Source organism: Prosthecobacter sp. GW821-HT29F12, assembly GCF_058803405.1.
Window position 1 is genome coordinate 163,836 of the sequence record NZ_CM179517.1, and the last position, 26,363, is coordinate 190,198.

Annotated in this window: 20 protein-coding genes and 1 tRNA gene; 13 read left to right on the forward strand and 8 right to left on the reverse strand. The window is 60.1% G+C overall.

Going from position 1 to position 26,363, the window contains the following annotated elements:
- Nucleotides 1–10: 10 nt before the first annotated feature.
- On the reverse strand, nt 11–2,860 hold the full coding sequence (locus AC3RLQ_RS00605; RefSeq protein ID WP_493033361.1) for a PD-(D/E)XK nuclease family protein: 2,850 nt from the start codon (nt 2,858–2,860) through the stop codon (nt 11–13).
- Nucleotides 2,857–3,369: a gluconokinase gene (locus tag AC3RLQ_RS00610; RefSeq protein WP_493033363.1), complete on the reverse strand. Its 513-nt coding sequence runs from the start codon at nt 3,367–3,369 to the stop codon at nt 2,857–2,859. The genes AC3RLQ_RS00605 and AC3RLQ_RS00610 overlap by 4 nt, the downstream gene beginning before the upstream one ends.
- A 66-nt stretch (nt 3,370–3,435) precedes the next feature.
- Here AC3RLQ_RS00610 and AC3RLQ_RS00615 point away from each other — a divergent pair, with 66 nt between their 5' ends.
- The 5 genes from AC3RLQ_RS00615 to ptsP all read left to right on the forward strand — a co-directional run bounded on the left by AC3RLQ_RS00615 (nt 3,436) and on the right by ptsP (nt 9,800).
- Entirely contained in the window at nt 3,436–4,101 is a 666-nt protein-coding gene (locus tag AC3RLQ_RS00615) for a 3-keto-disaccharide hydrolase (protein ID WP_493033365.1), read from the forward strand.
- Nucleotides 4,101–5,762 (forward strand): esterase/lipase family protein, encoded by a 1,662-nt coding sequence (locus tag AC3RLQ_RS00620; RefSeq protein WP_493033367.1) that lies wholly within the window; start codon nt 4,101–4,103, stop codon nt 5,760–5,762. The genes AC3RLQ_RS00615 and AC3RLQ_RS00620 overlap by 1 nt, the downstream gene beginning before the upstream one ends.
- Before the next feature lie 160 nt (nt 5,763–5,922).
- Entirely contained in the window at nt 5,923–7,005 is a 1,083-nt protein-coding gene (locus AC3RLQ_RS00625; protein ID WP_493033369.1) for a prolyl oligopeptidase family serine peptidase, read from the forward strand.
- A 133-nt stretch (nt 7,006–7,138) separates the two neighbouring features.
- Nucleotides 7,139–7,987, forward strand: a complete 849-nt coding sequence (locus AC3RLQ_RS00630; protein WP_493033371.1) for a tetratricopeptide repeat protein — start codon at nt 7,139–7,141, stop codon at nt 7,985–7,987.
- 52 nt (nt 7,988–8,039) lie between these two features.
- The gene (ptsP, locus tag AC3RLQ_RS00635; RefSeq protein WP_493033373.1) at nt 8,040–9,800 is read left to right on the forward strand and encodes a phosphoenolpyruvate--protein phosphotransferase; all 1,761 of its coding nucleotides are present in this window, start codon (nt 8,040–8,042) and stop codon (nt 9,798–9,800) included.
- Between the two features lie 19 nt (nt 9,801–9,819).
- Here the strand turns inward: ptsP and AC3RLQ_RS00640 are convergent, their stop codons facing one another.
- The gene (locus AC3RLQ_RS00640; protein WP_493033375.1) at nt 9,820–10,563 is read right to left on the reverse strand and encodes a hypothetical protein; all 744 of its coding nucleotides are present in this window, start codon (nt 10,561–10,563) and stop codon (nt 9,820–9,822) included.
- Nucleotides 10,564–10,860: 297 nt separating this feature from the next.
- Here AC3RLQ_RS00640 and AC3RLQ_RS00645 point away from each other — a divergent pair.
- Nucleotides 10,861–10,934, forward strand: a tRNA-Gln gene (locus AC3RLQ_RS00645).
- A gap of 50 nt (nt 10,935–10,984) precedes the next feature.
- Here AC3RLQ_RS00645 and AC3RLQ_RS00650 read toward each other — a convergent pair.
- Entirely contained in the window at nt 10,985–12,736 is a 1,752-nt protein-coding gene (locus AC3RLQ_RS00650; RefSeq protein WP_493033377.1) for an MbnP family protein, read from the reverse strand.
- Nucleotides 12,737–12,936: 200 nt separating this feature from the next.
- A complete protein-coding gene (locus AC3RLQ_RS00655; RefSeq protein WP_493033379.1) occupies nt 12,937–13,728 on the reverse strand; it encodes a hypothetical protein in 792 nt (263 codons plus the stop codon).
- Between the two features lie 153 nt (nt 13,729–13,881).
- On the opposite strand from AC3RLQ_RS00655, the gene AC3RLQ_RS00660 reads away from it, so the two are divergent.
- Nucleotides 13,882–14,931 (forward strand): peptidylprolyl isomerase, encoded by a 1,050-nt coding sequence (locus AC3RLQ_RS00660; RefSeq protein ID WP_493033381.1) that lies wholly within the window; start codon nt 13,882–13,884, stop codon nt 14,929–14,931.
- Here AC3RLQ_RS00660 and AC3RLQ_RS00665 read toward each other — a convergent pair.
- Nucleotides 14,910–17,591: a cation-translocating P-type ATPase gene (locus AC3RLQ_RS00665; protein ID WP_493033383.1), complete on the reverse strand. Its 2,682-nt coding sequence runs from the start codon at nt 17,589–17,591 to the stop codon at nt 14,910–14,912. The genes AC3RLQ_RS00660 and AC3RLQ_RS00665 overlap by 22 nt on opposite strands.
- A gap of 116 nt (nt 17,592–17,707) precedes the next feature.
- On the opposite strand from AC3RLQ_RS00665, the gene AC3RLQ_RS00670 reads away from it, so the two are divergent.
- The 5 genes from AC3RLQ_RS00670 to AC3RLQ_RS00690 all read left to right on the forward strand — a co-directional run bounded on the left by AC3RLQ_RS00670 (nt 17,708) and on the right by AC3RLQ_RS00690 (nt 23,041).
- Nucleotides 17,708–18,535 (forward strand): NAD(P)-dependent oxidoreductase, encoded by an 828-nt coding sequence (locus AC3RLQ_RS00670; RefSeq protein WP_461528146.1) that lies wholly within the window; start codon nt 17,708–17,710, stop codon nt 18,533–18,535.
- Between the two features lie 233 nt (nt 18,536–18,768).
- Nucleotides 18,769–19,605: a ThuA domain-containing protein gene (locus AC3RLQ_RS00675; RefSeq protein ID WP_493033385.1), complete on the forward strand. Its 837-nt coding sequence runs from the start codon at nt 18,769–18,771 to the stop codon at nt 19,603–19,605.
- Nucleotides 19,606–19,614: 9 nt separating this feature from the next.
- On the forward strand, nt 19,615–20,907 hold the full coding sequence (locus AC3RLQ_RS00680; protein WP_493033387.1) for an SGNH/GDSL hydrolase family protein: 1,293 nt from the start codon (nt 19,615–19,617) through the stop codon (nt 20,905–20,907).
- A gap of 122 nt (nt 20,908–21,029) precedes the next feature.
- Nucleotides 21,030–21,965: a sodium:calcium antiporter gene (locus AC3RLQ_RS00685; RefSeq protein WP_493033389.1), complete on the forward strand. Its 936-nt coding sequence runs from the start codon at nt 21,030–21,032 to the stop codon at nt 21,963–21,965.
- 50 nt (nt 21,966–22,015) lie between these two features.
- Entirely contained in the window at nt 22,016–23,041 is a 1,026-nt protein-coding gene (locus AC3RLQ_RS00690; protein ID WP_493033391.1) for a lysylphosphatidylglycerol synthase transmembrane domain-containing protein, read from the forward strand.
- Here AC3RLQ_RS00690 and mgtA read toward each other — a convergent pair.
- Nucleotides 23,038–25,560 carry a magnesium-translocating P-type ATPase gene (gene mgtA, locus AC3RLQ_RS00695; protein ID WP_493033393.1) on the reverse strand — a complete coding sequence of 841 codons (2,523 nt, stop codon included), beginning with the start codon at nt 25,558–25,560 and terminating at the stop codon, nt 23,038–23,040. The genes AC3RLQ_RS00690 and mgtA overlap by 4 nt on opposite strands.
- Nucleotides 25,561–25,722: 162 nt before the next feature.
- Between mgtA and AC3RLQ_RS00700 the strand changes: the two genes are divergently transcribed.
- On the forward strand, nt 25,723–25,986 hold the full coding sequence (locus AC3RLQ_RS00700; RefSeq protein ID WP_493033395.1) for a hypothetical protein: 264 nt from the start codon (nt 25,723–25,725) through the stop codon (nt 25,984–25,986).
- 19 nt (nt 25,987–26,005) lie between these two features.
- Here the strand turns inward: AC3RLQ_RS00700 and AC3RLQ_RS00705 are convergent, their stop codons facing one another.
- Complete coding sequence (locus AC3RLQ_RS00705) at nt 26,006–26,281, reverse strand: hypothetical protein (protein ID WP_493033397.1); 276 nt, start codon at nt 26,279–26,281, stop codon at nt 26,006–26,008.
- Nucleotides 26,282–26,363 lie beyond the last annotated feature (82 nt).

A 26,363-nucleotide genomic window follows, 5' to 3' on the forward strand; every position in this document is an offset into this window, starting at 1 on the left:
ATGAGCCGGTTTAATAAACGGGCAGCTGTAATGATGCAAGAGGCGGCTGAACGCTGTGCAGCGGATCATGCAGCAAGATTTCATCAAAGTCAGCATTCGGAGAACGCTCCGCCGGAGGCCAGAACTGGCCGCTGCGGATGCGCTGCACTGCCTCGGCGGCACACTGATGCGCGGCGTCGATCAGTGCCGCATCAAATCCCTCCCACGGTAGAATGGCTGTGTCCTGAATGCTTTTCGGCAGCGCGAAGTAGGCCACGCTGCTGATGGACTGACCGCGTTTCTGCAAAGCAGCGGCGTAGAGTGGCAACTGCAGATCCAGCCACAGTCCGCGCCTGCCATCGGGCAGGTCAAAGCACTTCCATTCATCCGCCTCGGTCAGCTTCGTGCGGGCCGTGATCACCTTGACATGCGCCTCCTGCGGCGTGCGCGGTTTGTCCGAACTCTTGAAATCGACGATGCGCAGGGTGCCGTCCACATGGCGTTCCACCCGGTCAATGCGGCCTCTCAAACGAGCCTCGGCGATGAGGAAGGGCATGGCATCTTCCTTGTCGCCGATCAGCAGTTCCGCATCAATGCACTGCCAGCCTTCCTGCCGGTTCCGGGCTTCGATCTCCGCCGCTTTCCGCAGGCGCTGCAAAATGCTTTCCAGCTGCAGCGTGATCAGCGGCGCGGGCCGCTGGCCATGAATCTCTCTTACCCGGTCCCGTGCCGCAGCTTCAAGACAGTCGGCTATGTGTGCGGGGTGCGTGCTGTCGCGCATGGCGGGGTCCAGACTCAGGCGATGAAACGCATGATGAATGAGATTGCCAAACTCCGCAGCATCCAGCTCACGTTTGCCCGTCTCGATTGAGCCCATGTTTTTCGTGCAGCTCAGGTAGTAGCGGAACGGGCAGCTCAAATACTCGCGCAGGCGTGAAGGTGAGATCGTCTCCAGCGGCTTCGCGCTCCAGTCCGGCTGCAGCTTCCACGCCAGCGTGTGCGGCGGCTCGGCGGCGGATGGTTGATCCTCCTCCTTCGGAAACAGATGGGCCACGCGCTGCGGCAGCACCGCGTTGTCGCATAAAAACAGCAGCCGTGACGGCCGCAGGGCATCGCCATCCTCGCTCCACTGCCCGCATAGCAGCCGCAGGCGTCCGCGTTTACCCAGACGCTGCTGCGCCAGTGCGGCGAGGATGAAGGCATCACGGGCGAAGCGGGTGTTTTGACACGGCAGTCCCAGCGCCTTGCGCAGGCTGTCCGGCAGAAACGGATGGCTGATGAAAATGCCCGGCACATGCTCCTCATTGAGACCGGTGACGATCAAGTTCGGCGACTTTTCCCACAGAAGTTCAAGCCAGCCCTGCAGCACGAGATCAATGTCCCCACGCGGTTCAGCGAGACGGCTTTGCGCGAGGCATTCAAGCGACAGCGAGAACATGTCTTCAGCTTTCGGCTGCAATCCAAAACGTTGCGCCTCCTGCTCAAGTTCTTCCGTGATGCGCAGCCACTCGGTGGCCAGTTCCGTGCGTTCCCGGTCCCCTGGTGCATCGGGATTAAACTCCTGCTCGCCAAGCAGCTTCAAGATCAGCGTGCGTGCCGCTTTGGCCGGAGTGAGCCGACGCAGCGCTTCAAGCAAGGCGAGCGTGTTCTCAATGGCTGGCCGCAGGGCAGGGCAGTCCGCCAGCGGCAGCTCCAGCGCATGCGCCAGAGTCACGGGCAGATGCTCACTGGCAAAGTCATCTGCCTCGCGCAGCAGCGCGGCGGTGCTCTCATTGCCCGGAATGACGGCTTTGCGAAATTCATCAATGCGCAGCAACGCGGCAAAAGCGCGCCAGGCCCCTGAGCTGAGCAGCAGGCGGAAACAATCCAGCACATGCCACATGCCCTCACGCTGCACCGGAATGCCACCGGGTTCAAAACTGCGCGCTTCCTCCAGCGTGAGCTTCTCCAGCAGCAGGCTGCCGACTTCCGAGTCGCACACGCCCAGCGCCGTGCGTCCCGTCGGCACGAGCTCGCGCATGAGATCCAGCGTCAGCGCCGCCTGCGTGGCAGGATCACGCGCCACATGGATCTGCTCATCTTGAAACGGCAGACTGCACCCCGCGTCTTCGCCCCAGCATTCCGGCAGGGGACGTCCGCAGGCATCAAAGGTGTGCGCCATCGACTGCGGCGCTTGAATCGCGATGTCCACCTGCAGTCCGCGTTTGGCACAGCCCGTGATCCAGTCGTCCAGCAAAGGCGGCAAATCCGGCGAGGCGAGCACGACAATCCGCCGCACACCTTCCGGCAGCGCCGGTTCAAACGCATACCCACGCTTGAGCACCTGCGCATCCGCCACTTGGGCTTGTGCAAGTTCCTCAAAGTACACACGCTCGATCTTCGCCAGATCCTGCCAGCGCGCAGCTTCGCGCTGCGCGGCCGGATGCTCAGCCGTGTTGGCAAAGGTGAGACCGCCCGTGCCGAGCAGCATCTTGAGTTCCGCCAGCATGCGTGCCGTTTCCGCCTGCCAGCCCCAGCCGGAAGACGTGGGCGGCTTGGGAAACAGCGCCGTGAGCGAATCCAGCGGCACCCGTTCAAGCGCCCGCTGCCACGCCATCTGTGACTGCACCGCAGTCGCCGCCTCAAAGCGGCGCGTCTGCGGCAGCAGCGCCTGCTCCGGCAGCCAGAGATGCGGCACGATGGCCGCAGTCCCCGTCTCATTCGTCACCACCGCCAGCGCCTCGCGCAGCCGGCGTCCGGCTTCACCGTTTGGCACCAGCAGCAGCGTGCTGCTGAGATCCAGCGCACGCGCAGGATCCCAGTCGCGGCAGAGCAGGGCCACGGCCTGCTCCAGCACAGGTGTCTCCCAGCCCCAGAACAGCCGCTGAATGGAGCCGCTCATGAGTCTCCCAGCTTCTTGAGGATGTCGTTCACGATCTCCTCGGGCGTCTGATCAATGGAAACACGGATGATGTCAGGCGTCGGCTCCAGCGTGGCCAGTTGGCTGTCCAGCAATGTGGGCGGCATGAAGTGCCCTTTGCGCCCTGCAAGACGGGTGGCGATGAGCTCCTTCGTGCCGTCCAGCAGCACAAAGCGCAGCGTCTCGGGTTGGTCATGTGCGCGCAGCTTGTCACGATAGATCGGCTTCAGCGCAGAGCAGGCCAGCACGTAGTTCGGCGTGAGGTGCCGCATGTCCTCGATGCGCTGGCGCAGCGTCGCATACCAGGGCCAGCGGTCGTCATCATTCAGCGGCGTGCCGGCGGACATCTTGGCCTTGTTGGAGGGCGGATGGAAATCGTCGCCGTCCTCGAAGACGCCTTCGAGCCTGGCTGCGAGCAGGCTGCCGATGACGGACTTGCCGCTGCCGGAGACGCCCATGATGATGATGGTTTTTAGATCGGGGTGGAGCATGTGTGAAGGTGATTTTTGTGAAGCTTGACCGTGGGGCATGCCACGCTGAGGGTGTGAACCGAAGCCATGAAATACTCGATCCTGACCGCTCTTCTGGTGCTCGGCACCGCCTTTGCCACTGCTGAAGACAAACCTGCCGCTGCCAAGCAGGAGGCTGCCAAGGAGATCATGCTCTTCAATGGCAAATCACTCGACGACTGGGAGTCCGTGGACGTCGGCGGCAGCGGTGAGGTGGAACTGGAGGGTGGTCTCATGATCATCAATCAGGGCGAGAATGTGAGCGGTGCCATTTACAAGAAAGCAGCCGCACTGCCAACGACCAACTACGAGATCACGCTGGAAGCCAAGCGCATGCAGGGCGTCGATTTCTTCGTCGGCCTCACCTTTCCCGTCGGTGATCTCAAACACTGCGCCAGCCTGATCTGCGGCGGCTGGGGAGGCAGCGTGACCGGCATCTCCTGCATCGACGGTATGGACGCCTCCGACAACAACACCTCCAGCTACCAGCGTTACAAGGATGACGAGTGGTATGCCATCAAGCTGCGCGTCACCCCGAAAAACATCAGCGTCTGGCTGGGTGACAAACAGATCATCGACGAAGACATTGAGGGCAAAAAAATCAGCGTTCGTTCCGGCCCCATCGAAAGCTACCTGCCGCTCTCGCTCACAACCTTCAACACCATGGCCGCGATCCGCAACGTCAAGCTGACTCCGATCACAGAGCCGAAGTGATGCCGCCCACCTCCGCACTGCGCCTGTTCGCTCTCGCATTTTGCGGAGCCCTCACCTCCTGCCACACCGCCCTGCGTGTGGAGACCACCCGTGACGAGACGGAGCTCAGTGCTCGTGAGAAGCGCCACATGGCCGCCCTTCTGGATGAAGTGGCGTCAGGCTGGGACGGAATGCAGCACGGCAAGTCCGCCGCCCGGCGGGCCGCAGAGGATCGCTATGAAAATGCACTCGCCAAGTTTCTGCGTGAATGGGACTCCCATCAGTGCCCGCGCTACTGGCAGAGCGGCACCGAGTTCACCTCCAGGCAGCAGTCCTTTCAGATCGAACTGATCAACGAGACAAGCCCCAAGCGCGAGATTCTACCCAAGCAGCTTGATCAGCTCATGCTCGCTTCACGCAAGCGGTCACGCGGGGATGACACTCTCTCGGAGCGGCCCGGCCTGGGTGTGCCCGTCGTAGGCCACATCTACCGCACAGACACCACGCGCAAGGAGCAGCCCTTCCTGCCACCAAACGGTGGCAACCTCACCCTCACCGCCGTGCTGGAGATGGTGGATGATGACGCAGATCCCGCCACCCCACGGCGCTGCCGCCTGCATTTGCACGATGCCCTCAACGTGGAAACCGTGAAGGTGCAGAGTGATGAGCGCCTGCTCGCGGCAAATTTCACCGCAGCCAAGGATCTCGCCCTGTCCAAAAAATCCCTCGGCCTCTTTTCGTTGCTGGGGTTGTTCTATCCCGAGCGCACGCTGGGAGACAGCCATCTCTACTGCATGGACGGCTATGATCCCAAGCGCATCCCCGTCGTCTTTGTGCATGGCCTCATGTCGGATCCGCACATCTGGCTGAACGCCGTCAATGCCATCAGCTCAGACCCCGAACTGCGCGCCAAGTATCAGCCCTGGTACTTCCTGTATCCCACCGGCCTGAGTGTGCCGCAGACGTCCGCACGCCTGCGCAATTCGCTGCAGCAGGCCCGCGATTACTTCGATCCAGATCACAACGATCCCGGCATGAGCCAAATGGTGCTGGTCGGCCATAGCATGGGCGGACTGCTCAGCCGCATGCAGGCCATCGACCCCAAAGACAAGCTATGGGACGCCATGTTTCGCAAGCCGCCGGAGCAGTTGGACGTTTCGGAGCCTGTGCGCGAGCGCATCGTCAGCGCCCTCAAATTCAAGCCTCAGCCCGAGGTGAAGCGTCTGGTGTTCATCACCACGCCTCAGCGCGGCAGCAATCTCGCCGGCAAGAACATCGTGCGTCGCCTCGCCTCGCTCATTCGCCTGCCGGTGGATACATTGCTCATGTCACAGCAGTTGCTCACCGGGAACACCGACGCGCTCTCGCCGCAGATTCGCGACTGGGGCTTCTTCGCCTTCCTCAGCATCGGCACCCTTTCCAATGAGCATCCCTTTTATGCTGGGCTGAACGCCGTGCCCATTCCCGTGCCCTACCACTCCATCATCGGCCAGTTCGGTCGCAAACCCCTCCTCGATAGCTCCGACGGCGCCGTCCCCTACTGGAGCGCCCACCTCGAAGGCGCGAAGTCTGAAAAAGTCGTCCCTTGCTGGCACGGCTGTGTCGAGCGCCCCGAAGTCGTGCAGGAAGTCGTCCGCGTCCTCCGCGAGCATCTGCAGGAAAGCGGCCGCACAGCACGCTGAACGCTTCAGTGTTCGTAGTTCGGGCTTCAGCCCGTTCAGGCTTCTGGGCTCATCATTTTTTTGCCCTCTCTTTGCGTTTTTTTGCGGCCATTCAATTCTGATTGCCCCGACTTGCCCGCATGGAACCGCCGCCAAGTCACGTTCTTGAAATAACAACATCATGAAACCTTTCTTCCTTTCAGGCCTGCTGGCCGCCGCAGTGCTGGCTCATGCCGGTGATCTCCCTTTCACACAGGTTCCCGCTGAGTTTGCCGGCCAGTTCTCACCGGGAAAATCCCCCCTTGTTTTCAAAGACGGCAGCCAGGTGAAGAAAGCAGAAGACTGGCCCAAACGTCGCGCGGAAATCCTCGCGGACTGGCATGCCATCATGGGCGCATGGCCTGCGGTCATTGAGAAACCAAAAATCGAAGTGCTGGAAACTTCGCAGCGGGAAGGGGGCATCACCCAGCGCAAAGTGCGCGTCGAAATCGCCCCCGGACAAACCGGCGATGGTTACCTGCTGCTCCCTTCGAACGAGGGCAAGCGCCCCGCCGTCTTCGTGCCCTATTACGATCCCGAAACGAGCGCCGGCCTCAGCACCAAACCATTGCGCGATTTCGCCTGGCAGCTCGCGCGGCGTGGCTTTGTCACCCTCTCCATCGGCTCCCCCGGCGGAGATGCACGCAAGCCCGTGCTGAGTGAGGCTGCCAAGTGCCAGCCCCTCTCCTACCTCGGCTACATCAGCGCGAACATGTGGCAGGCGCTCGCCTCGCTGCCCGAGGTCGATGCCGCACGCATCGGCATCGTCGGCCATTCGTATGGTGGCAAGTGGTCGCTTTTCGGCGCCTGCCTCTGGGACAAGTATGCCTGCGCCGTGTGGAGTGATCCCGGCATCGTCTTTGATGAAACACGCGGCAGCATCAACTACCAGGAGCCCTGGTACCTCGGCCTTGATCCCGCCCTCACCCGCAAGCCGGGCCTCGTCAGCGCCGAAAGCCCGCGCACCGGCGCCTACAAGACGCTCATCGAACAAGGTCACGATCTGCAGGAACTGCATGCCCTCATGGCGCCGCGCCCCTTCCTCGTCTCCGGCGGCGCCGAAGACCCGCCAAAACGCTGGGCCGCGCTCAATCACGCCATCGCCGTGAATCAACTCCTAGGCGTCACCAGCCGCGTTGCCATGACCAACCGTGAGAAGCACGATCCCAATGAGGAGTCCAACGAGCAGATCTACCGCTTCTTCGAATACTGGCTCAAGCCTTGAGCCCGGGGGGGGGCTGGCGGCTCGTCCAGTCTGCCCGAGTTTTGTGCTTTGGGGCAAACGCGGCACTTGACGGGGGGCGGCTCTGTCCACGAAGGTACGCTTTCACCACCCCGACCAGCTATTTGTCGAGATCATGCCCGAAATTACTTCTTCAGCTGCCACTGCCGATTCTGTCATCCATGCCGCTCTCGAGGCGGTGGAGGTTCAGCGCGAAGCTGTTAAGGAGTTCCCGGGGAAAGCTCCCGGCTTGGTGCGCGCGCTGCAGGCTCTGGGAGATGCCCAGCGCGATGCGGGCGACATCGCCGGAGCGGAAGCCTCCTTTCTCGATGCTCTGGAGGCTGGGAAAGAGCTGGAACTGCCGGCGGATGTGATGGCCAATGTGCGCACGAGTCTCGCGACTCTGCTGGATTTCAACGGTCGGGAGGCGGATTCGCTGCCCTACTACGAGGAGGCGATCAGTAACCACGAAGCCTTGGGCGGTGACAATCTCGAGGTGGCGGCACAGCTGCGCAACAACCTGGCCATGACCTACAAGTGCATGGACAAGTTTGCTCTGGCGGAGCAGCACTACCTGCGTGCGCTGGAGACCTTGGAAAACAAGCGCGGGCGTAAATCCGAGTCCGTGGCCTGCGTGTTCAACAACCTGGGCAGCCTGTACTACGCGGCCGGCTTCCCTGACCAGGCCAAGGAAATGTTTGAGGACGGACTGCAGATCCGCATTGAGGTGCTCGGTGAGAACCACCGGGATGTGGCCCAGTCCCTCTGCAATCTGGCCACGGCATGCCATGAATTGAAGGATAATGAGGCGGCTCAGCAGCATTTTGAGAAAAGCCTGAGAATCCTGGAAGCCCAGCTGCCCCAGGAAGAACGCAGCTATGAGGCCATCGGGGCCGATTACGTCGCCATGCTCGAGATCATTGGCGAGGAAGGCAAGGCCGCCGCCTTGAAAAAGAGGATGGAAAAGGTGCTGGCGTCAGTTTGATGCACGGTGGCATTTGCCAAACGCTTCGTCCGCATGAAAGGTAGGAGCGGAAATGATTTCATCACCCCCTTTGCAAGAAAAAACCTGGACTGGCACCGCGGTGTCCGATGGGGTTGCGCATGCGGTGGTGCATGTCCTTAAGGATCACTTTGATGAGCCCGATGAGGATACCATCGAGCCCGGTACAGAAGATCTCCAAATGGAGCGCCTGCATGCCGCGCTGGCCGTCACCGCCAAAGAGATCGAAGAACTGCAGCGCGTGATGGCAGGGGAGCACGGCAGTGCCGAAAGCGAGATCTTCGAGACTCATCTTCTGATCCTGCAGGATTCCACGATTCTGAAGCAGACGGAAAAAACCGTGCGCGAGCAGCAGGTGTGTGTGGACTGGGCCTACTACAAGCTCATGTGCAAGCACATGGACGCCCTGCGCGGGCTCTCGGACGCCTATTTGCGCGAACGCTTTCTAGACGTGAAAGACGTGACGCATCGCGTCATGCGCCATCTGCGCGGAGAGCTTCTGGACCACCCGATGTTTGATGAACCGGTCATCGTCGTGGCGCATGATCTGACGCCTTCCGACACCGTGCAGCTGGACCGCAGCAAGGTGCTGGGCTTTGCCCTGGAGACCGGCAGCGCGGTCTCGCATGCGGCCATCATCGCCCGCTCCTTGGCGCTGCCGGCGGTGGTGAGACTTCATGGCATCTGTGATGAACTGCACAGCGGCGACACCGTCCTGCTGGACGGTGAAGGCGGATTGCTCATTCAAAATCCAACGGCTGAAACCCTGGCACGCTACCGCCTGCGGGAAGAGCAGGCGGAACGGCGGGAGGATGTCTTTCAACTGGAACGGCACAAACCTTCACTCACACGTTGCGGCACCGCCATCTGCGTGGGGGCGAATGCAGAGTTCATCGAGGAAATGAAGATTGTGGAGGACAGCGGTGCCGAAGAAGTCGGACTGTTCCGCACGGAGTTTCTGCATCTGGAAAATCCGGATGCCACCGAAGACCAGCTGACCAAGGCTTACAGCAAAGTGGTGCAGTCCCAGGCTCCGAAACGCGTGGTGTTTCGCACCTTGGATCTCGGCGGTGACAAGGTGGACGAGCGTCTCGCCGTGGAGCCGGAGCCCAATCCCTTCCTCGGCTGGCGCGGCATCCGCCTTTCACTGGGCCGGTTGGATCTCTTCAAGCGGCAGCTGCGTGCCCTGCTGCGTGCCTCCGTGCATGGTCGCGTGGGCATCATGTTTCCGATGGTCTCCGGCGTCCAGGAAGTGCTGGAGGCGAAAGCCGTCCTCAATGACTGCGCGGATGAACTCACCGCGGAAGGCGTTGATGTGCCGGACGAGATCGAGATCGGCGCCATGATCGAGATTCCCAGCGCAGCCCTGTCCGCTGATTTGATCGCGGCGGAAGTCGATTTCCTCAGCCTCGGGACGAATGACCTGATTCAATACACCATTGCGGTGGACCGGCTCAATGACCGTGTGGCAAAGCTCTACCAGCCCACCCATCCTGCCGTACTGAGGCTTATCGGCATGTCGGTCAAGGCGGCGCGTGCGGCGGGCATCCGCATCGGCATGTGCGGTGAGATGGCGTCGGATCTGACTCTTACTCCCTTGATGATCGGTCTGGGATTGAATGAATTAAGTGTGGCCACCACGCAAATTGCCCGCGTGAAGCATGCCGTGCGTCGTCTCGACGTGCCGGAGTGCGAGGCCCTGGCGCAAGCCGTCCTGAAATGCACCAGCCCGGCCGAGATACGGGCTCTCAGCCGGGCTGTGGCGGACAAGAACTATCCCGAATTGTTCGAGTAGTCCTTTGGTTTTGAGTGGATTAAGCAGCGAGCTTGGACTTGCTCTTGCGCACCAGCTTGGCTGGCTTCGGAGCCATCGTGGGGCGGAAGGCATCACCAAAGAGATACTGGCGGGCGCTGTCCACCTGGCCCATCACGCGGCGGTGCCATTTGGTGTATTCCTTGCCCAGACGTTCTTCGGCGTCATCATGCTGCAGGGCGCTGTCGAGGCTCATGCGCTCAGCGCTCAGTTCGGCCTGGAAGGTGATTTCCGGGATGTGCAGCTCCACCGCCTCAAACATGTCCATCACGCGCGCGGCATAGCTGGTGTCCCAGACCTTGTCGTCTTCATCATAGCAGCTCGTCACCAGGTGGGCGATCAGGTATTCGGCGTTGTCGGAGTAAACCTCCGCCGCATCGATGACCGAGTCAAAGCTCTCATGATCAACGGTTACTGGCAGGACCACAGAGAGGGCGACTCCAGCGGCCTGAAGAATCTGGTCCATTTCGCAGCCTTGATAGAACTTGTTGAAGAACTCACCCAAGCCCGTGCTCACGTCCAAAATGGTCAGCGGGGAGGCATCCACATGGGCGAGGAAAGATCTCGGCGTCAATGAACTGGCATCAAGCGCGATAACACCGGAAGCATTGTAGGAATCCTCTTCGGTGAGGGAGAGGAGCTGATGAGAGACACCATACTGCTGAAGGTAGCGGTGGAAGCAGAGCGCCAGGGTGCTCTTGCCGGTGCCAGGATAATCGTTTTGGATGAGGATGAGCTTCTTCATAATGATTTTCTTAAATTACAAAGTTATTATGGTGGTTATAATAAACATTGCAAGAATAAATATTTCGCATTTCCATAATTTCAACACCCTAAGGGTATCTTTAGGAGCTGGAGGCTAGTAGATTCAAGACTTGGAGCGTCACTCGCCCAATAGTGAAAAAAGTGCATCAAACCCTACGTCGAGCCGTCCACCTCCCCACGGGATACTCTGCAAATCTCCTTTGAACTGCTCAATTCAGCGCCAAGCCGTCCTTGCACAGCGGAAAGTAGGCTCTAATATCGCGCTCGGCGCACCTCCTACCCCGTGGTGTAATGGTAACACAGGAGATTTTGATTCTCTCGTTCAAGGTTCGAATCCTTGCGGGGTAACCACCACAAGTAGAGTGTTGGATTGGGTGATTTCCGCTTCTCACCGCCACCCATCATCTTGCGGCAGTGGCAGCAGCACCCGTGAAACTCTCATCCGTCAGCGTTCTGAGAAACGCCACGAGATCCGCTTTCTCCTGCGTCGTGAGTTGGATGCCAGCCTCCGGATGCTTAGCCAGGTTCGGGTCCAGCGTGGCGCTGCGGCGCACCCCGCTGCTATAGTGCTCCACCACCTCCTCCAGCGTGTTGAAGCGGCCATCATGCATGTACGGCGCGGTGAGGGCCACGTTGCGCAGGCTCGGCGTTTTGAATTTCCCACGGTCAGCCGCGTTCTTCGTCACCGCCATGCGGCCGAGGTCATCCTCCGCAAGTTCAAGCCCGTTGCTGGCAAACGGCTGGCTCGTGAACAGCGTGCCTCCGTGGCAGTGAAAGCAATCCGCACCGCGCAGCCCGCGCTTGGGATCAAACTCCGTCACAAAGAGCTGCAGCCCGCGCTTCTCGCTCTCGGTCAGTTCCGCCACCTTGCGTGCCGCACGGTCAAAGCGTGATTCCTGGGAGACGAGCGTCAGCAGAAACTGCTCCAGTGCCTTCGCCACGCGCTCCGGCGTGATCTCTGCGGCGCCAAACGCCTTCGCAAACCCCTGCGTATACTCCGGATCCGCACTCAGCTTGGCGATGACCCTGGGCAGTGTCTCATTCATCTCATGCGCGTCCTGGATCGGCATCAGCACCTGCTCCCGCAGCGTGGCTGCACGGCCATCCCAGAAGAAAGAGGGCTGCCAGGCCAGATTGAACAACGGCATTGCGTTGCGCTTCCCCACCTGCAGCTCCGCGCCGAGGCTGAAACGCCGCGCATCGGCAAAGGCACGCGTTTGATCATGGCAGGAGGCGCAGGATTGCGTCTGATTGATCGACAGTCGCGTGTCGTGAAACAACTGTCTGCCCAGCGCCACCCCTTCCTGCGTCAGCGGATTGTCGGCCGGTAGCTGCACCTGGGGAAAACGCTGCGTCATCGTCGGGGTCAGCGCATGAGTGCCAGCGGGAAGGGGAGCAGGCTTGGTGGCAAACGCCGGTGTCTGATACACATCGTAGTGCATGCTGCGCACCCGAAACGCCTGCTCGATGTTCGACTTGAGCTTCGCCGCAAGGGCATCTCCCGCGCGCGAATGCGTCGAAGTTCCATCCTTGGCAAAGTCGATGCCCGCCAGCGCTCGCTGCACATCAAACTCCAGCTCCACCGTCAGCGGTCGCCCTCCACGAAACGCCACCGGCACCTCCACCGTCATCAACTGCGGCGCATTGGCGATGTGATACGAAAATCCGCTCTCCTTGCCTTCCTTCGTGAACCGCCCTTCCAGCGCTATGAAAATATACCCCCCCTGCCAGCCCCAGTGCAAGCCGTTGACCTGAGGATTGAGTGCATGATTGGGCGCATAACCATTCGGGTCCGATTTGTTCGTCTTCTCATCCACACCGATGCGAAAGCGGATCCCCTTGTAATCACCCGCAGGCATGCCCGAGACTTTCGCTGTCTGTCTCCCTGCCGCCGCACTTAAATATGCAAACCAGTCCTTCGACTCCAGCCAGGTGCCATCGTCTTTCTGCAAAGCCAGCCCTGAGAGCAGACAATCAAGTCGCGTCACTCGACTCCCACCCATCACTTCCATCGGCTCATCCAGCCGCAACGCCCGACCATTCACCATCGGCACAATCTGCAACTGCAGGTCTTGCCCCCATGAAGACAGCGTGAGCATCCAAGTCACGATCGCCCAAACCCCAAGCGGCATCTTGGAAAGCAGGGTTCTCATGAAGATGCGGTGCATAAACGACGACCTTGATCGTGGGAGGCATACTTTCTAGAATGAGCATACACTCACAAGTCAGGTATTTGTAAGCTGGAGGCCCGGTGGCCGCCATGTCGCTCATATGGGCTTGAGGCCCACGCCTTAAAGTCAGCTCACTCGGTTTGAGTAATACGCATCAGGCACTGAGAGACCTCAGTCCCACCTCAGCCAATCCGACGGCGACGACGCAGTGTCCATGCGAGGCCGCAACTCGCGATGAGGATGGCACCACCAGGCTCCGGCACAGGGGTAAAGCCACCGATTACGAGTCCGTCCTGCCAGTTGTTCGGGTCGGCTTCGTTATAGAAAGTGTTAACGGTGAAATAACTGTGCTGGGCCACGTAGCTGTCGAAGAAGCCCGGGGTGTCCTTGGAGGCCACATCGCTCAAGATGCTCTGAAATAGCGCAGAACGGGCGTCACCCGTCGGCGTGCCGAGAGGGGCAAAGTAGTCCTGATAATCGCTCATGTTAGTGAAGTCCGACTTCGGCGGCTTGCCCTCGGTCTGCGAGAGGAAGTCCTGGATGGCGAACATCGCATTGAAGAAAGGATCGTTATTACCGAAGTCGTGGTAGTCGCCACTCTGCTCAAGGAACCGGCCCGAGGCACCAGCCAGGGTGTTCCAAGGCAGATAGGTGTCGAGAACGTACTCCATCACGGCGACTTGTTTCGGAACGATGCCGGAATAGAAAAGGGGATCGGACTGGTAGATGTTGTTTCGTTCAATGTTCTGCACGGTCCAGCCATTCTGAAGCGACAATGTATCTGCGGTGATGGTCTGGTTGCTCAAAGCAGGGGCGCCAGGCTCGATGCAGAACCACCAATAGGTCTGCCCACCGATGACATACTCGCCAATCGCATCGCCATTGTTATCCAGTCCGGTCACGCTGACGGTTGCAGCCGTTGCCGTGACGGTGCAGGCCGCAAATAACAGGGGAATGAGACTTCGGAATGTCATTGTTGTGTGAAATTTATGATTATCACTCAATAAATCTAGCTTTATTTTATGACAATTATGAAAATATAACAATTAACTAGTGCTTCGCCACTAATTAATCGGCCAAAGCGCTGGCTTGCCAATGGGTGGGCCAGTCCTACGCTGCAAATTCTGATGCCTCGTTCCTCTCAAGCCTTTCCGTGGCGGCTTGCCATCGCTTTCATGGCTGTCTGCTACCTTTTGGCAGACCTGTATGCTTTCAAAGGTCCGCTGCATAAGATGTGTCTAAAGAGACAGGGCGGGGGAGTGGTGGCGGAGGTGGATGGCCTGCCCATCTCACGGCATGAACTGGAGGCGGCAATGCGGGAGCAGCTGTGGAAGCGTAATGCAGCATGGGCCAGTATCAGTCCAGAGGCTCGTCAGCAGACCCGTTCGCAGGCGTTGGAAAATCTGGTAAACGATCGCCTCCTGCGCGCCTCCCGCAGCAAAAGCAGTCGAAACGTGGACTTGCCTAAAACCGATGTGAAACTCGAGTCGGAGCGGATGCAGCGGCAGTTTGCCGATGCCGCAGAGTTTCCCAAACGCCTGGCCGCCCAGCACCTCACTCCAAAGTCGCTGGAAGCCCGGATCAATGACGCGCAGCAAGATGAAGCATGGATTGAGGCGGAAATTCAGACTCGCTTCAAGGTGGTCACGTCGCAGGACCTGCGAGCCTGGTATGCTGAATTCAAAGAGACGCTGCGCATCCCGCAGGCGCACCACGCGGCGCACATTTTCTTCACCCGGCATGACCCAGCGAAGCCAGACCGCTCTGCCGAGATCCGCGAGATCCAACGCCAGCTCCTGGCAAAGGAGAAGACCTTTGCGCAACTCGCCAAGGAACATTCCGAGGACGATCGCAGTAAAAATCTGGGCGGCGATCTCGGCTGGTTCACGCAGCAGCGCATGCCGGCGGATTTCATCGCCGCAGTCGAAAAGCTCAAGGTCGGCCAGCTCAGCGAGCCCGTGCAGACCCAGCTCGGCTGGCACCTCATCATCGTGCTGGAGCGCCACGCCTCACACCTGCCGACCTTGGCAGAAGTGACACCCGAGATCGCCGCGCTGCTGACCAGCAAACGGCGCGAGGTGGCCCTCAAGGCCCTCCTCACTGAACTGCGGGAACGCTCGCCTCAGCCTGTAGTTTATCACGCCGAGATCATTGATCACACTGCACCGGCACCTTGATCCAATCGGCGTCGTGCGCGCCACTTTCTGATTTCTTCAATCCACAGCACGCTGCTGCCTATGAGGCCGAGGAGAACGACGTCCGCCAGCGGGATCGGCACCGTGTGGAAAATGCGGTTCATCCATGCGTTGTAGATGACGAGGATGTGCAGGGCGTTGCCAAGGATGAGGCCACCGACAAGCCACCGGTTGCGCAGCACATCGAGGCTGATCGCGGACTTGGTGGCACTGCGGCAGTTGAGCACATTGAACCACTGCGTCACGGCGATCAGTGTGAAGGTCTCTGTTTGCACCAGGGCAAACGGAACTCCGGTGGACTGTCTCCATATGAAGAAACCAAAGACCGCCACCACCGAGGTGATGACCATGAGCAACAGCCGTTGCAGCATCGGTCCTGTGATGAGTTGCTCATTCTTCGGCGTGGGTTGGCGGCGCATTTCATCGCCCTCCAGCCCTTCCATGATCAGGTTCACCGTCACCGCTCCTTCGGTCACAATGTTAATCCACAAGATCTGCACCGCCGCCAGCGGCAGCGGGTAGCCGCACAGCAGCGCCAGCAGCAGAATGACGACTTCGTCAATGGATGTCGCAAACAGAAACAGCACCACCTTCTTGAGGTTCTGATACACCAGCCGTCCCTCCTCGATGGCTTTCACAATGGTGGCGAAGTTGTCATCCGTGATGACGATCTTCGCCGCACCCTTCGCCACCTCCGTGCCGGTGATGCCCATGGCCACGCCCACGTCTGCTGCGGCCAGCGCCGGTGCGTCATTCACACCGTCTCCTGTCATGGCCACGACTTGTTTCTGTGATTGGAAGGCTTTGACGATCCGCAGCTTCTGCGCCGGATGAACCCGCGCAAAAACCGAGATGCGGTCCAGGCTGCCACGCAGCGCGTCTTCAGACATCGCTTCGAGCTCGGCGCTGTCCACGGCGATGTCACCCGGCCTCGCGATGCCCAGCTCAGTCGCGATCGCAAGCCCGGTGGCCTTGTGATCTCCCGTGACCATCACTGGCCGGATGCCCGCCGCCAGGCACTCGACCACCGCCGCCTTCACCTCTTCACGTGGTGGATCCATTTGGCCCAGCAGCCCGAGAAAGCGCAGCCTTCCGCGCCAGGGTTCAAACCCTGCCTTCTCATCAAGAGGGACGTCATAGATCTCCGCCACGGCGAGCACCCGCAGAGCCTGCGCGGCGAGTTCTTCGGACGTTTGCTGAAGCTTGGCCAAATCCAGCGTCGTTTGATCGCACAGTTCGAGCAGCTTCTCAGGCGCCCCTTTGAACAGCACCCGGTGCTTCCCATCATTGTCATGCTGTGTGGCCATCATCTTCTCGGCTGAGTCAAAGGGGATCTCCGCGCCGCGTGGCCACTCCTGGCTCAGCGATTCAGGTTTCACTCCACCTTTGTGCGCCAGCGTGAGCAGCGCGGCCTCAGTGGGGTCTCCCAGCGGCCTCCATCGCGTTTCCTCTCCATCGGGTGCCACCAGGTTGGCGTCATTGCACAGCGTGATGGCTTCCAGCAAAATCCTGACCGCATCATCATCATGACCATCGCCGGTAAGCTTGCCTTCGGGCGAATAACCCGCCCCCGTCGCTTCAATTTGCCGTCCGTCCGGCAGCACCAGCTTGGTGACGGTCATCTCGTTCTTCGTCAGCGTGCCTGTCTTGTCGCTGCAGATGATGCTGGTGGATCCGAGCGTCTCCACGGCGGCAAGTCGCCGCACGATGGCGCCGCGTCGCGCCATGCGCTGCATGCCCACTGCCAGCGCAATCGTCATCGCCACCGGCAGTCCCTCGGGCACCATCGAAACCATCTGGCTGATCGCCACCATGAAAATGGTCACGAAGGGAATGCCGCGCAGCAGGCCAAAGGCGACGATCAGAACAAAGAGCACAATGGACGCAATCACCAGCCAGTTCCCAAACTGCTTGAGCCGCACTTCCAGCGGTGTTTTGGGTTGCTCCGCAGACGTCGTCATGCGGGCAATCTTTCCCACCTCGGTTTGCAGACCCGTGGCCACCACCACCGCACGGCCCCGGCCAGCGGTGAGATGTGTGCCGGAGTAGATCATGTTTCTCCGGTCTCCCAGACCCGCGGGCTCAGCCACCACTTCCGTGCTTTTCACCACTGGCAGCGACTCTCCTGTGAGCTCGGCCTCGGTGGCTTCCAACGCCGCCGCTTCCAGCAGCCGCGCATCGGCGCCCACCTGATCTCCAGCTCCCAGCAAAAGGATGTCTCCCGGGACTAAATCCCGCGCTTCGATGATCGACTCCTTGCCATCCCGAATGACGCGTACCTTCAGCGCCGAAAGCTTGCGCAGCGCCGTCATGGAATGCTCCGCCCGACCTTCCTGCACCGCACCGATTAGCGCATTGATCAGCACGACGATCAGGATCACCACCGCATCACTGGCATGCCCCATCGCAAAGGAGATCACCGCCGCGACAAACAAAATGTAGATCAAGGGACTCGCGAACTGCGCTGCAAACACACGCCACAGCGGCTTGTGCTTGTCCTCCGGCAGCTCATTCGGCCCATGCTGTTTCAGGCGTTCTGAAGCCTCGCTGCCGCTCAGTCCGGCCTGTGCATCGGTCTGCAGCGCCGTCACAGTTTTGTCAGATTCTGCGGCGTGCCAGATGAGCGGTGTAAGTGCCTGCATGGCCCACGATAAATTGGATCAGGACAAGCGCCATGGGTAATGCACCCCATGGGTGCAAATGACCCGACACAGATGCGGCCGTTGCGCTCGGGCAAATGCGCGCTAAGGGCGTGGGCATGAAACAAAACGTTGGCATTCTCGGGCTCGGCATCATCGGCAGTCGTGTGGCGGACAACCTGCGCAAGGCAGGGCATGAGGTGTTTGTCTGGAGCCGCAGCGCGCGCCCCGTGCCCAACTTTCTCGCATCACCGCATGAGGTGGCCGAGGCCGCTGGCATCATCCAGATCTTCGTGCGCGACAGCGCGGCGCTGATCGAGGCGATCGAGGACATGAAGCCCGCTCTCAAGGCCGGGCATCTCATCATGAATCACGCCACCGTCAGCAAAAAAGCCACGCTGCAGGCCGCCCAGCTCGTCGAAGAAACCGGCGCAGCCTTTCTCGACGCCCCCTTCACCGGCAGCAAGATGGCCGCACAGAACGGCAAGCTCAGCTACTACATCGGCGGCAGTGATCTGCTGCTCGAGCGCGCCCGGCCCGTCCTCGCAGCCAGCGCCGCCAAGATCCTGCCTCTCGGGGCCATCGGCGAAGCCATGGTGCTCAAAATCGTCACCAACCTCGTCTCCGCTGTCATCGTCGAGGCCGTGGCCGAAGCCGCCGACATCACCAAGGCCAATGGCATCTCTCTCGAACGCCTGCACGAAGCCCTGGAGTCGAACGCCAACTATTCCACCCTCATCGGCATGAAGCTCCCCGCCATCATCAAGAGCGACTTCGAGCCCCACTTCGCACTGCGTAACATGCTCAAGGACGCCGACTTCGCCCGCGAACTCGCAGCAGAGGCAAAGCTCAAGACCCCCGCCCTTGATTGCACCGCCGCCGCCATGCGCGCCGGAGTGGACGCCGGCAAAGGCGACCTCGATTTCAGCGTCATCGGCCAGCGCTAAACTGACCTGACCGCGCACACGCGCACCATCTTCCTCGTCCTCGATCACAGCGCCACGCTTCAAGTTCAAGATCCCAAGCCACCACCCCATCTTCGCCCCAGCGCCAGCCCCTCATCGTACGTAGTTCGGGCTTCAGCCCGTCCGGCTTCCGCCTCTTCGTATTGTAGTCCCGGCTTTAGCCGGTCTGGAATCCGAATCCCGCCCCATTCCACCCACCAGCCGCAGCCCTCCCCATGACTCACCGCACATTCATTCTCCCAGTTCTCTTCCTCATCGCCCTCACCAGCTTCACCTTCGCTCACGACACGTCTGCACCCGCCACACCCAGCGCAGACCGCATGAAGGTCCTCGTCTTCTCTGCCACCGCCTACTACCGCCATCCCGACATTCCCGCCATCAACCGCTGGCTGGTGCTGCTCGGCCATGAAAACGGCTTCGACGTGGACATCACCGAGAGTCCGAAAGACCTCATGCCGCAGGTGATTTCAAAGTACGATGTGCTGCTGCTCAACAACGCCAATGAACTCGACAAAATCATCCCCGAGGCCCAGCGGCAGTCGGTGGAGGCATGGTTTGCCAGAGGGAAGAAAGGCGTCGTGGGTCTGCATGCGGCTCTCGTGCATCAAACCGGCTGGCCATGGTTGAACCAGCTGGGCGGCTGCGACTTCAACAGCGATTCGGATTTCTCAAAGGCAAAAGTAATCGTCGATCCCGCCGCAAAAGATCATCCCGCTGTGAAAGGCCAGCCTGCGGAATTTTTCATCGAGGCCGACTGGACCAATCACGACCGCTGCGTCACCGGCCAGCCCGGCTTCCAGGTCCTGTTGCGCGTGGATGAGAGCACCTACACACCCGTGCGCGACTATTTCAAAACCCGCGGCGGCAAGCCCATGGGCGCGGATCATCCCATCGCTTGGACTCACTCACCAGAGGCAGGCGGCCGCTTTTTCTACACCGAGTTTGGCCACGATCTGCGCTCGTTGAGCACCCCCTTCGTCCGCCAGCATGTGCTGGAGGGCATCCGCTGGGCTGCTGCAGGCAGGAAAACTGAAGGCAAAGCGACCAAGTAGTACACGCTCATGATCCACACACGCACACTTCTCACCGTCCTGCTGCTCTCATTCACGGGCGCAGCATCCGCCGCCGATGAACCCGCCCTCTGGGATCTGTCCAAAAACGACATCCCTGCGGCGCAGCAGTCAGGCGCGGTGGAAAAAGCAGACGGCGTGGTGAAACTGCGCGATGGCGCATCCTTCGCCGTGCCGGCGGATGCTTTTCCAGATCAGCGGAACTTCACCGTGCAGGTCACCCTTTCGCTCGATGCCCTGGTCCAGGACGCCGTCTTCACCTTGATGAACAAGCAGAGCGGAGTGAAGGACGACGGCTTCGCCATGTTCTTCAACTACAAGGACAAGCCCTATTATGCGCGACAGGTGAACTCGGTCGTGAACAAGATCCTCATGGTCGGCGGCACGCTCAACGGCCGTAATGAGCCGGAGATCAACAAGCCCGTCACATTCACCATGGCCATGCGCAACGGCCTGGCCACCTTCTACATCGATGACGCTCCCATCAAAAAATGCTTCATGGAGCTCATCCCAAATGGCGAACCCATGTGGATCGGTCGCAACGACAACGCGAAGGCCAAAACCATGCCGGTGACGGTGCATGCCGTGAAGGTCTTCGGACCCGCCTACAGCTACGTTTCGAAGAAGGAGACCACTGGCGCGTTTCCACGTGGTGCCGTGGCCGGGAAAGGCTGGGCGCTGGACGTTCCGAAGATCGAACATCCGGAGTGGCCCAAAGTGCTGATCTACGGCGACTCCATCTCGGGAGGCTACAGCGGCCCTTTCATTGCCGAGATGCTCAAGCAGCACGTCTATGTGTTTCACTGCGTCCACTTCGTGGGTGGTGACGTGCCCGAGCAGGCGCTGACAGAGATGGCCGGACGGTTCAAGTTTGACGCGGTGGTCTTCAACAACGGCCTGCATTCCCTGGGCTGGACACCGGACAAAGTCCCCGACACTCTCGTGCTGGAGCGGATGCAGAAACTGACGCGCTGCTTCAAGACCGGCGCACCGCAGGCAAAAATCTTCTACCTCATGACCACGCCGCATACGGCAGCACGTCCTGCGCCCGATAAACCCGTCACCGCCTTTGGCGACAAGAATGACGTGGTGCTGCGCCTCAACACGCTTTCCGCCCAGGTGATGAAGCAGGAAAATGTCGAAGTAATCGATGCTTATGCTTTGCTTGCCGCGCACCTTGATCTCGCCTCTGGCGACAATTTCCATTGGCAGTCGCAGGCGTATCAGCTCCTCAGCCAGCAGATCACCGGTCGCGTCTTGCCGGCAGTGGGGCAGGGGAAGTGACCATAAGGTTGGCACCGCTTCAGCATTGTGTAGTATTGCTTGTCCATTCCAAAAACACACGCCGATCGCACTTGCCACTGCATGCGCCTTTGACGAGGGATGCCGCACATCCCCTCACGTTTATGACTATAGCCATTTTGTATCTCATCGCCGGTGTCGTGCTCGCTTGGTTTGGCGGTGAACTCTTTGTGAAAGGCGGCGTGGGGCTGGCCGCTTGGGCTCGCTGGCCCACGGCAGTCATTGGCGTCACTGTCGCTGCATTCGGGACATCCTCCCCGGAGCTCATGGTCGCCATTCATGCTGCGCGCGATGGTGTGCCGCAGATTTCCCTCGGCGATGTTTTGGGCAGCAATGTCGTCAATGTCTCCCTTGTGCTCGGTCTGGTTCTGTCCTTCTCCGGCATGAAGGCGGAGGACAGCGGTGTGCTGCGGGACTGGTTCGTCTCCCTGCTGGTGCCGGGCATTGTGTACGCCTTGCTCATGGACGGCTGGTTCTCCCGCTCGGATGCCATGATCATGATGGGCATCTTCTTCGTCTGGCTCCTGGTGGTAATCTCCCATGCCCGCACCCATGCGGCGGCGCAGGCAGCCCCAGTGCAAAAAGTGCCATTGGCTCGGATGATGGGCTGCATCCTTGTTGGCCTGATTTTGTTGATTGGTTCGGCCCAGTTCGTCGTGCATGGCGGCACAAAGATTGCTGCGGTACTGGGCTGGAGTCCTTTCATCGTGGGGGCGGTCATCGTCGCGATGGCCACCAGCACTCCAGAACTTGCCACCACGCTCATTGCCCGCATGCGCGGCCATCATGATGTGGGCCTGGGCAATATACTGGGCAGCAACATCTTCAATGTGATGTTCATCGCCTCTGTTGCCGCACTCATCCACCCCTACAAGGTGAACCTGCCTGAGATCATGCCAAGCCTGCTCTTTGGTGCGCTGACCACCCTGCTGATCATTCCCGGCCCTGGCGGCTACATCGGCCGCTTCCGCGGCTTCCTCCTGCTGGCTGTGTATGCGGTCTATGTCATGCTGTCCTTGGACCACAGCGCTGCGCATTGACGGCAGGTTTCGCGATTGACGGCAAAGACTGGCGCTTCCAACTAAAGAACATGCCAGAACTGAAGAGCCCAGACGCATCGGATGATTCGCTACTGCAGGTGCCTGAAGTGGCGGCATCATCCAGACCGTGGTTGATCTGGCTGGTGGGGGCAGCCGCCTGCGGGGCCTTGATTTTGGTCGTGACGCACTTGACCGAAGAGGAGGAGTTTCTGCGTTTGTTAAACCAGATCAATGTGTCCTGGCTCGTCCTGGCTCTGCTGCTGCAATCGGGCACTTACATACTACAGGGCATCGTCTGGCGCGTGGTGGTGAGCACGGGTGGGCAGGCGCTTTCATTGGGCAAATCTTTTGAGCTGAGTCTGGCCATGCTCTTTGTGGATCAGGCGCTGCCCTCCGGCGGCATCAGCGGCGTGGCGGTGGTGTCCGGTGCCCTCTCACGTTTGGGCATGCCACGTGCCGTGGTCGCGTCTGCGGTGTTGGTGGACGTGGCGCTGTATCACCTCGCCTATGCCTCCTGCATGGCCGTGGCTCTGGGAGTGACCCTCTACCACGCCTACCTGCCCGGCTGGGTGAACGCCGCCATGCTGGTCTTTCTACTGGTGGAACTTGGAGTTGTCGCGTTTCTGATTTACCTGCCCAGCGGGGGCTTGAACTGGGTAAAAACCAGACTCCAGCGTTTCACCAAACTGACTCGATTGCTGCAGTGGGTGGAGCATGCACCCGCCGGCTCATTTAAAAACCACCGCGTGCTGCTCCTCGCCTTCGTCATGCATGCGCTCATCTTTGTGCTGGATGCCGCAACGATCTGGGTTGCGGCGCGCGCTCTCGGCGTGACGTCATCCCTCGGTGGCGTGTTTGCCAGCTTTATGGTTTCAAACTTGTTCCGCACCATCGGCATCATTCCAGGAGGCCTAGGCACCTTTGAAACAGCCTCCGTCATGGCCTTGAAAAGCATTGGCATGCCGCTCTCCGTCGGCCTGTCAGCCACGCTGCTGTTCCGCGGCCTCAGCTTCTGGCTGCCCATGATTCCCGGCCTGATCTGCTCACGTCGTCTCCTGCGAAATCGCCGCGCTTAACGAGGCGCTGCCGCCTGCTCCAGCTTTGCGAACATCACCCGCTTCACCACCTCGCTGGTCAGCAAATAAAGCATGGTGATGATCACAAGCGTGGCCATGAAATACCAGGGCAGGGGAACAAGGCCAAACATGGCGCCAAGAGCGGTGTAAGGCAGCACGATGGTGCTGCCGGCGACGACGAGCGTGGCGATGGCGAGGATGCGGCCGGGTTTGCTCTGGAAGATCGAGCGATGCGTACGGATGACCATGACGATGAACAGTTCCGTCATGAGTGATTCGATGAACCACCCCGTTTGAAACTGCGCCTCGCTGGCGCGCAGCATCACCAGCAGCGCCCCGAAGGTGAGGTAGTCAAACACCGAGCTCACGAGGCCGAAGGCCACCATGAAACGCCGGATGAACTTCTGATCCCAGCGCCGTGGCTTCAACACCTGCTCGGGATCCACGTTGTCCGTCGCAATGGTCAGCGCAGGCAGGTCGGAGAGGAAGTTGTTGAGCAAAATCTGCTTCGGCAGCAACGGTAAAAACGGCAGGAACAGAGATGCCCCCGCCATGCTGAACATGTTTCCAAAATTCGCGCTGGTGGTGATGAAGATGTACTTCAGCGTGTTCGCAAACGTGATGCGACCATTGCGCACACCTCGTGCGAGCACCCCCAGATCATGCCGCAGCAGCACGATGTCCGCCGCCTCCTTGGCCACATCCACCGCTCCCTCCACCGAGATGCCCACGTCCGCCGCATGCAGCGCGGAGGCGTCATTGATCCCATCACCCAGATAACCCACCACATGCCCGGCCTTGCGCAGCGCGATCAGGATTCGCTCCTTCTGGTTCGGCTCCGTTTCCGCAAAGATGTCCACCTCGCTCACGCGATTGATCAGCGCGGCGTCGTTCATCTGGTGCAGCTCTTCACCCGTGAGCACCTCCGGTCTCGCAATCCCCATCTGCGTGCCCAGACGCTGGGCCATGAGGCGGTTGTCTCCCGTGATCACCTTGAAGTCCACCCCCAGCTGCCGCAGTTCCTGAATCGCCTCAGCCGCACCGGCCTTCGGCGGATCATCAAACAGCAGGAACCCCGTGAAAGTCATGTCCTGCTCGTCATCCTTGTTGATCACGGGATCGTCGGTCACATCCCGGTTGGCCACTCCCAGCACTCGATGGCCGGCGTTGCTGTAGTCAGCAAATCGCTGCAGCAGCTCGGCATGAAACTCCGCCATCGGTTGATCTCCCTTCGACGTGGACACCTGGGTGCAAACCGCCAGCACATTGGCAAAGGCCCCCTTGGTGATCATGACATGGCGTCGTGCCACATCTGCGTGCTCCACCACAACGCTGAGCCGCTTGCGGATGAAGTCATAGGGCACTTCATCAGACTTGCTGAAGGCACTCAAATCGAGACCGGCTTCCGCACGCAGCGCCGCATCGATCGGATTCGTAAAGCCGCTTTCAAACGTGGCGTTCAGCACGGCCTGCAGTCGCACCAGATCGCTGGCGCTGCCCTGCGCATCATACGCCCCCAGCAGCTTGACGCGCCCTTCAGTCAGCGTTCCTGTCTTGTCAGAGCAGAGCACGTTCATGCTGCCAAAGTTTTCAATCGCGGAGAGCCTGCGCACGATGACCTGATCCTCCGCCATGCGTTTCGCGCCGCGCGCCAGCGTGATGCTCACGATGGCTGGCAGCAGCTCCGGCGTCATGCCCACAGCCAGTGCCAGCGCAAACAAAAAGGACTCCAGTACGGGGCGGTGGAAGAACACGTTGATGCCAAAAATTGCGATGACGAAAACGAGCGTCACCTTGATCAGCATCTCGCCAAAGCGGCGCAGTCCGCGCTCAAAATCCGTCTCCGGCGCGCGCAGTCGCAGTCGTTCGGAGATGGCGCCAAACTCCGTCTCCGCGCCAGTGTGCACCACCAGCACACGCGCCGTGCCGCTCACCACATGCGTACCTTCAAACACCGCGTTGAAGCGTTCGCTCTGCCTGGCGTTTTCAGCCACCGCACCCACCTTCTTCTCCGCAGGATAGCTTTCACCCGTCAGTGCGGATTCATCGACAAACAAATCCTTGGATTCAATCAGCAGCCCGTCGCCCGGAATGGTGTCGCCCGCACTCAGCATCACCACATCCCCTGAGACAATCTGATCGGCCGGCAGATCCATCGTCCTGCCATCACGCAGCACGGTGGCCTTCGCCTGGATCACCGCCAGCAGCGCCGCCACTGCATTCGCGGCACGGTATTCCTGCCAAAATCCGAGCAGCGTGCTCATCAGCACCACCGTCGAGACGATCACCACGTCCATCTTGTCGCCAAGGAAGGAAGAGATCACCATGGCCACCAGCAGCAAAATCACCAGCGGGCTGCGGAACTGATTCAGCAGCAGCCGCCACGCGCCACCACTGGATTTGTGCACTCCGGCTTTGTCCCGCGCCAGCCTTTCCGCAGCCTCAGTAGAAGTCAGGCCATCTCGGTTTGAACTGACCTGCGCCAGTGCGGCGTCAATCGTGAGCAGGTGAATGTCCATGCGCACCACCTGTCAGGCGCAGCCACGAAATTTGCAATGACACAATCTCTGTTCCTGCCTCTAGTCTGCGCCGCATCATACTGGAATCCAGTAGGCTTGATGAAGGGGTATTGCGCATGGACACAGCACGCAGTTGCCCACTAGCTCAAGGTGCACACAACCATGAACAAGCACGCCACCAGCTTGGAATGCTCTCTGGACTGTCCATGGAGAGGCAGTTGCATGTGCCTGCGGCTTCTCGTGAAGCCGAGCGTCGTGCTAGGTGGCCACCTCGGCAGCGCGCAGTTCTCAGGAGTGAAGTCGATGTACTACCCCCATGATCTGCCACCCTGTGTGAGGCCGGACGGCAGTCTGCACTGGGACAATCTGGAGGATGATCCTGAAGAAGTGCTGCTGATCTGGGCAGACGCCGACCCCTTGTTGTGAGAGCAAGGCTGACTTGATGTCAAGGGTCTTGCGGCGTCTTGGCGACATCCTTTTCACAGCAAATCTCAAAGGCTTTCAGCACGCCCAATCCCAGGAGGACCGGCGGCAGCAGCCGCGTCGCGATGCTCGCCGTCGCTCTGGCCAGCACACGTGAGGGCAGCAGGTTGAGTATCAGGCCCGTGCCCAGTGCCACCACCACCGCTTTCGTCGGTTCCCGTCGTACACAGTCTTCCACTCTCTTCAGAGTTTGGTGAATGGAGAGCTCTGCGGCGTGCGGTGGCGTTTGAGGATTCATGACTGATTAAGCGTATTCCATCTCGCTGAAGTGGCTTCACACATCTTGCGTGATTCTGGGCGGAAGATGCTCTCACACCGCC

Bases quoted from the DNA above. Each gene is read 5' to 3' on its own strand.
- AC3RLQ_RS00605 (WP_493033361.1), bottom strand. From the start codon at position 2,860: ATGAGCGGCTCCATTCAGCGGCTGTTCTGGGGCTGGGAGACACCTGTG.
- AC3RLQ_RS00610 (WP_493033363.1), bottom strand. From the start codon at position 3,369: ATGCTCCACCCCGATCTAAAAACCATCATCATCATGGGCGTCTCCGGC.
- AC3RLQ_RS00615 (WP_493033365.1), top strand. From the start codon at position 3,436: ATGAAATACTCGATCCTGACCGCTCTTCTGGTGCTCGGCACCGCCTTT.
- AC3RLQ_RS00620 (WP_493033367.1), top strand. From the start codon at position 4,101: ATGCCGCCCACCTCCGCACTGCGCCTGTTCGCTCTCGCATTTTGCGGA.
- AC3RLQ_RS00625 (WP_493033369.1), top strand. From the start codon at position 5,923: ATGAAACCTTTCTTCCTTTCAGGCCTGCTGGCCGCCGCAGTGCTGGCT.
- AC3RLQ_RS00630 (WP_493033371.1), top strand. From the start codon at position 7,139: ATGCCCGAAATTACTTCTTCAGCTGCCACTGCCGATTCTGTCATCCAT.
- ptsP (WP_493033373.1), top strand. From the start codon at position 8,040: ATGATTTCATCACCCCCTTTGCAAGAAAAAACCTGGACTGGCACCGCG.
- AC3RLQ_RS00640 (WP_493033375.1), bottom strand. From the start codon at position 10,563: ATGAAGAAGCTCATCCTCATCCAAAACGATTATCCTGGCACCGGCAAG.
- AC3RLQ_RS00650 (WP_493033377.1), bottom strand. From the start codon at position 12,736: ATGAGAACCCTGCTTTCCAAGATGCCGCTTGGGGTTTGGGCGATCGTG.
- AC3RLQ_RS00655 (WP_493033379.1), bottom strand. From the start codon at position 13,728: ATGACATTCCGAAGTCTCATTCCCCTGTTATTTGCGGCCTGCACCGTC.
- AC3RLQ_RS00660 (WP_493033381.1), top strand. From the start codon at position 13,882: ATGCCTCGTTCCTCTCAAGCCTTTCCGTGGCGGCTTGCCATCGCTTTC.
- AC3RLQ_RS00665 (WP_493033383.1), bottom strand. From the start codon at position 17,591: ATGCAGGCACTTACACCGCTCATCTGGCACGCCGCAGAATCTGACAAA.
- AC3RLQ_RS00670 (WP_461528146.1), top strand. From the start codon at position 17,708: ATGAAACAAAACGTTGGCATTCTCGGGCTCGGCATCATCGGCAGTCGT.
- AC3RLQ_RS00675 (WP_493033385.1), top strand. From the start codon at position 18,769: ATGACTCACCGCACATTCATTCTCCCAGTTCTCTTCCTCATCGCCCTC.
- AC3RLQ_RS00680 (WP_493033387.1), top strand. From the start codon at position 19,615: ATGATCCACACACGCACACTTCTCACCGTCCTGCTGCTCTCATTCACG.
- AC3RLQ_RS00685 (WP_493033389.1), top strand. From the start codon at position 21,030: ATGACTATAGCCATTTTGTATCTCATCGCCGGTGTCGTGCTCGCTTGG.
- AC3RLQ_RS00690 (WP_493033391.1), top strand. From the start codon at position 22,016: ATGCCAGAACTGAAGAGCCCAGACGCATCGGATGATTCGCTACTGCAG.
- mgtA (WP_493033393.1), bottom strand. From the start codon at position 25,560: ATGGACATTCACCTGCTCACGATTGACGCCGCACTGGCGCAGGTCAGT.
- AC3RLQ_RS00700 (WP_493033395.1), top strand. From the start codon at position 25,723: ATGAACAAGCACGCCACCAGCTTGGAATGCTCTCTGGACTGTCCATGG.
- AC3RLQ_RS00705 (WP_493033397.1), bottom strand. From the start codon at position 26,281: ATGAATCCTCAAACGCCACCGCACGCCGCAGAGCTCTCCATTCACCAA.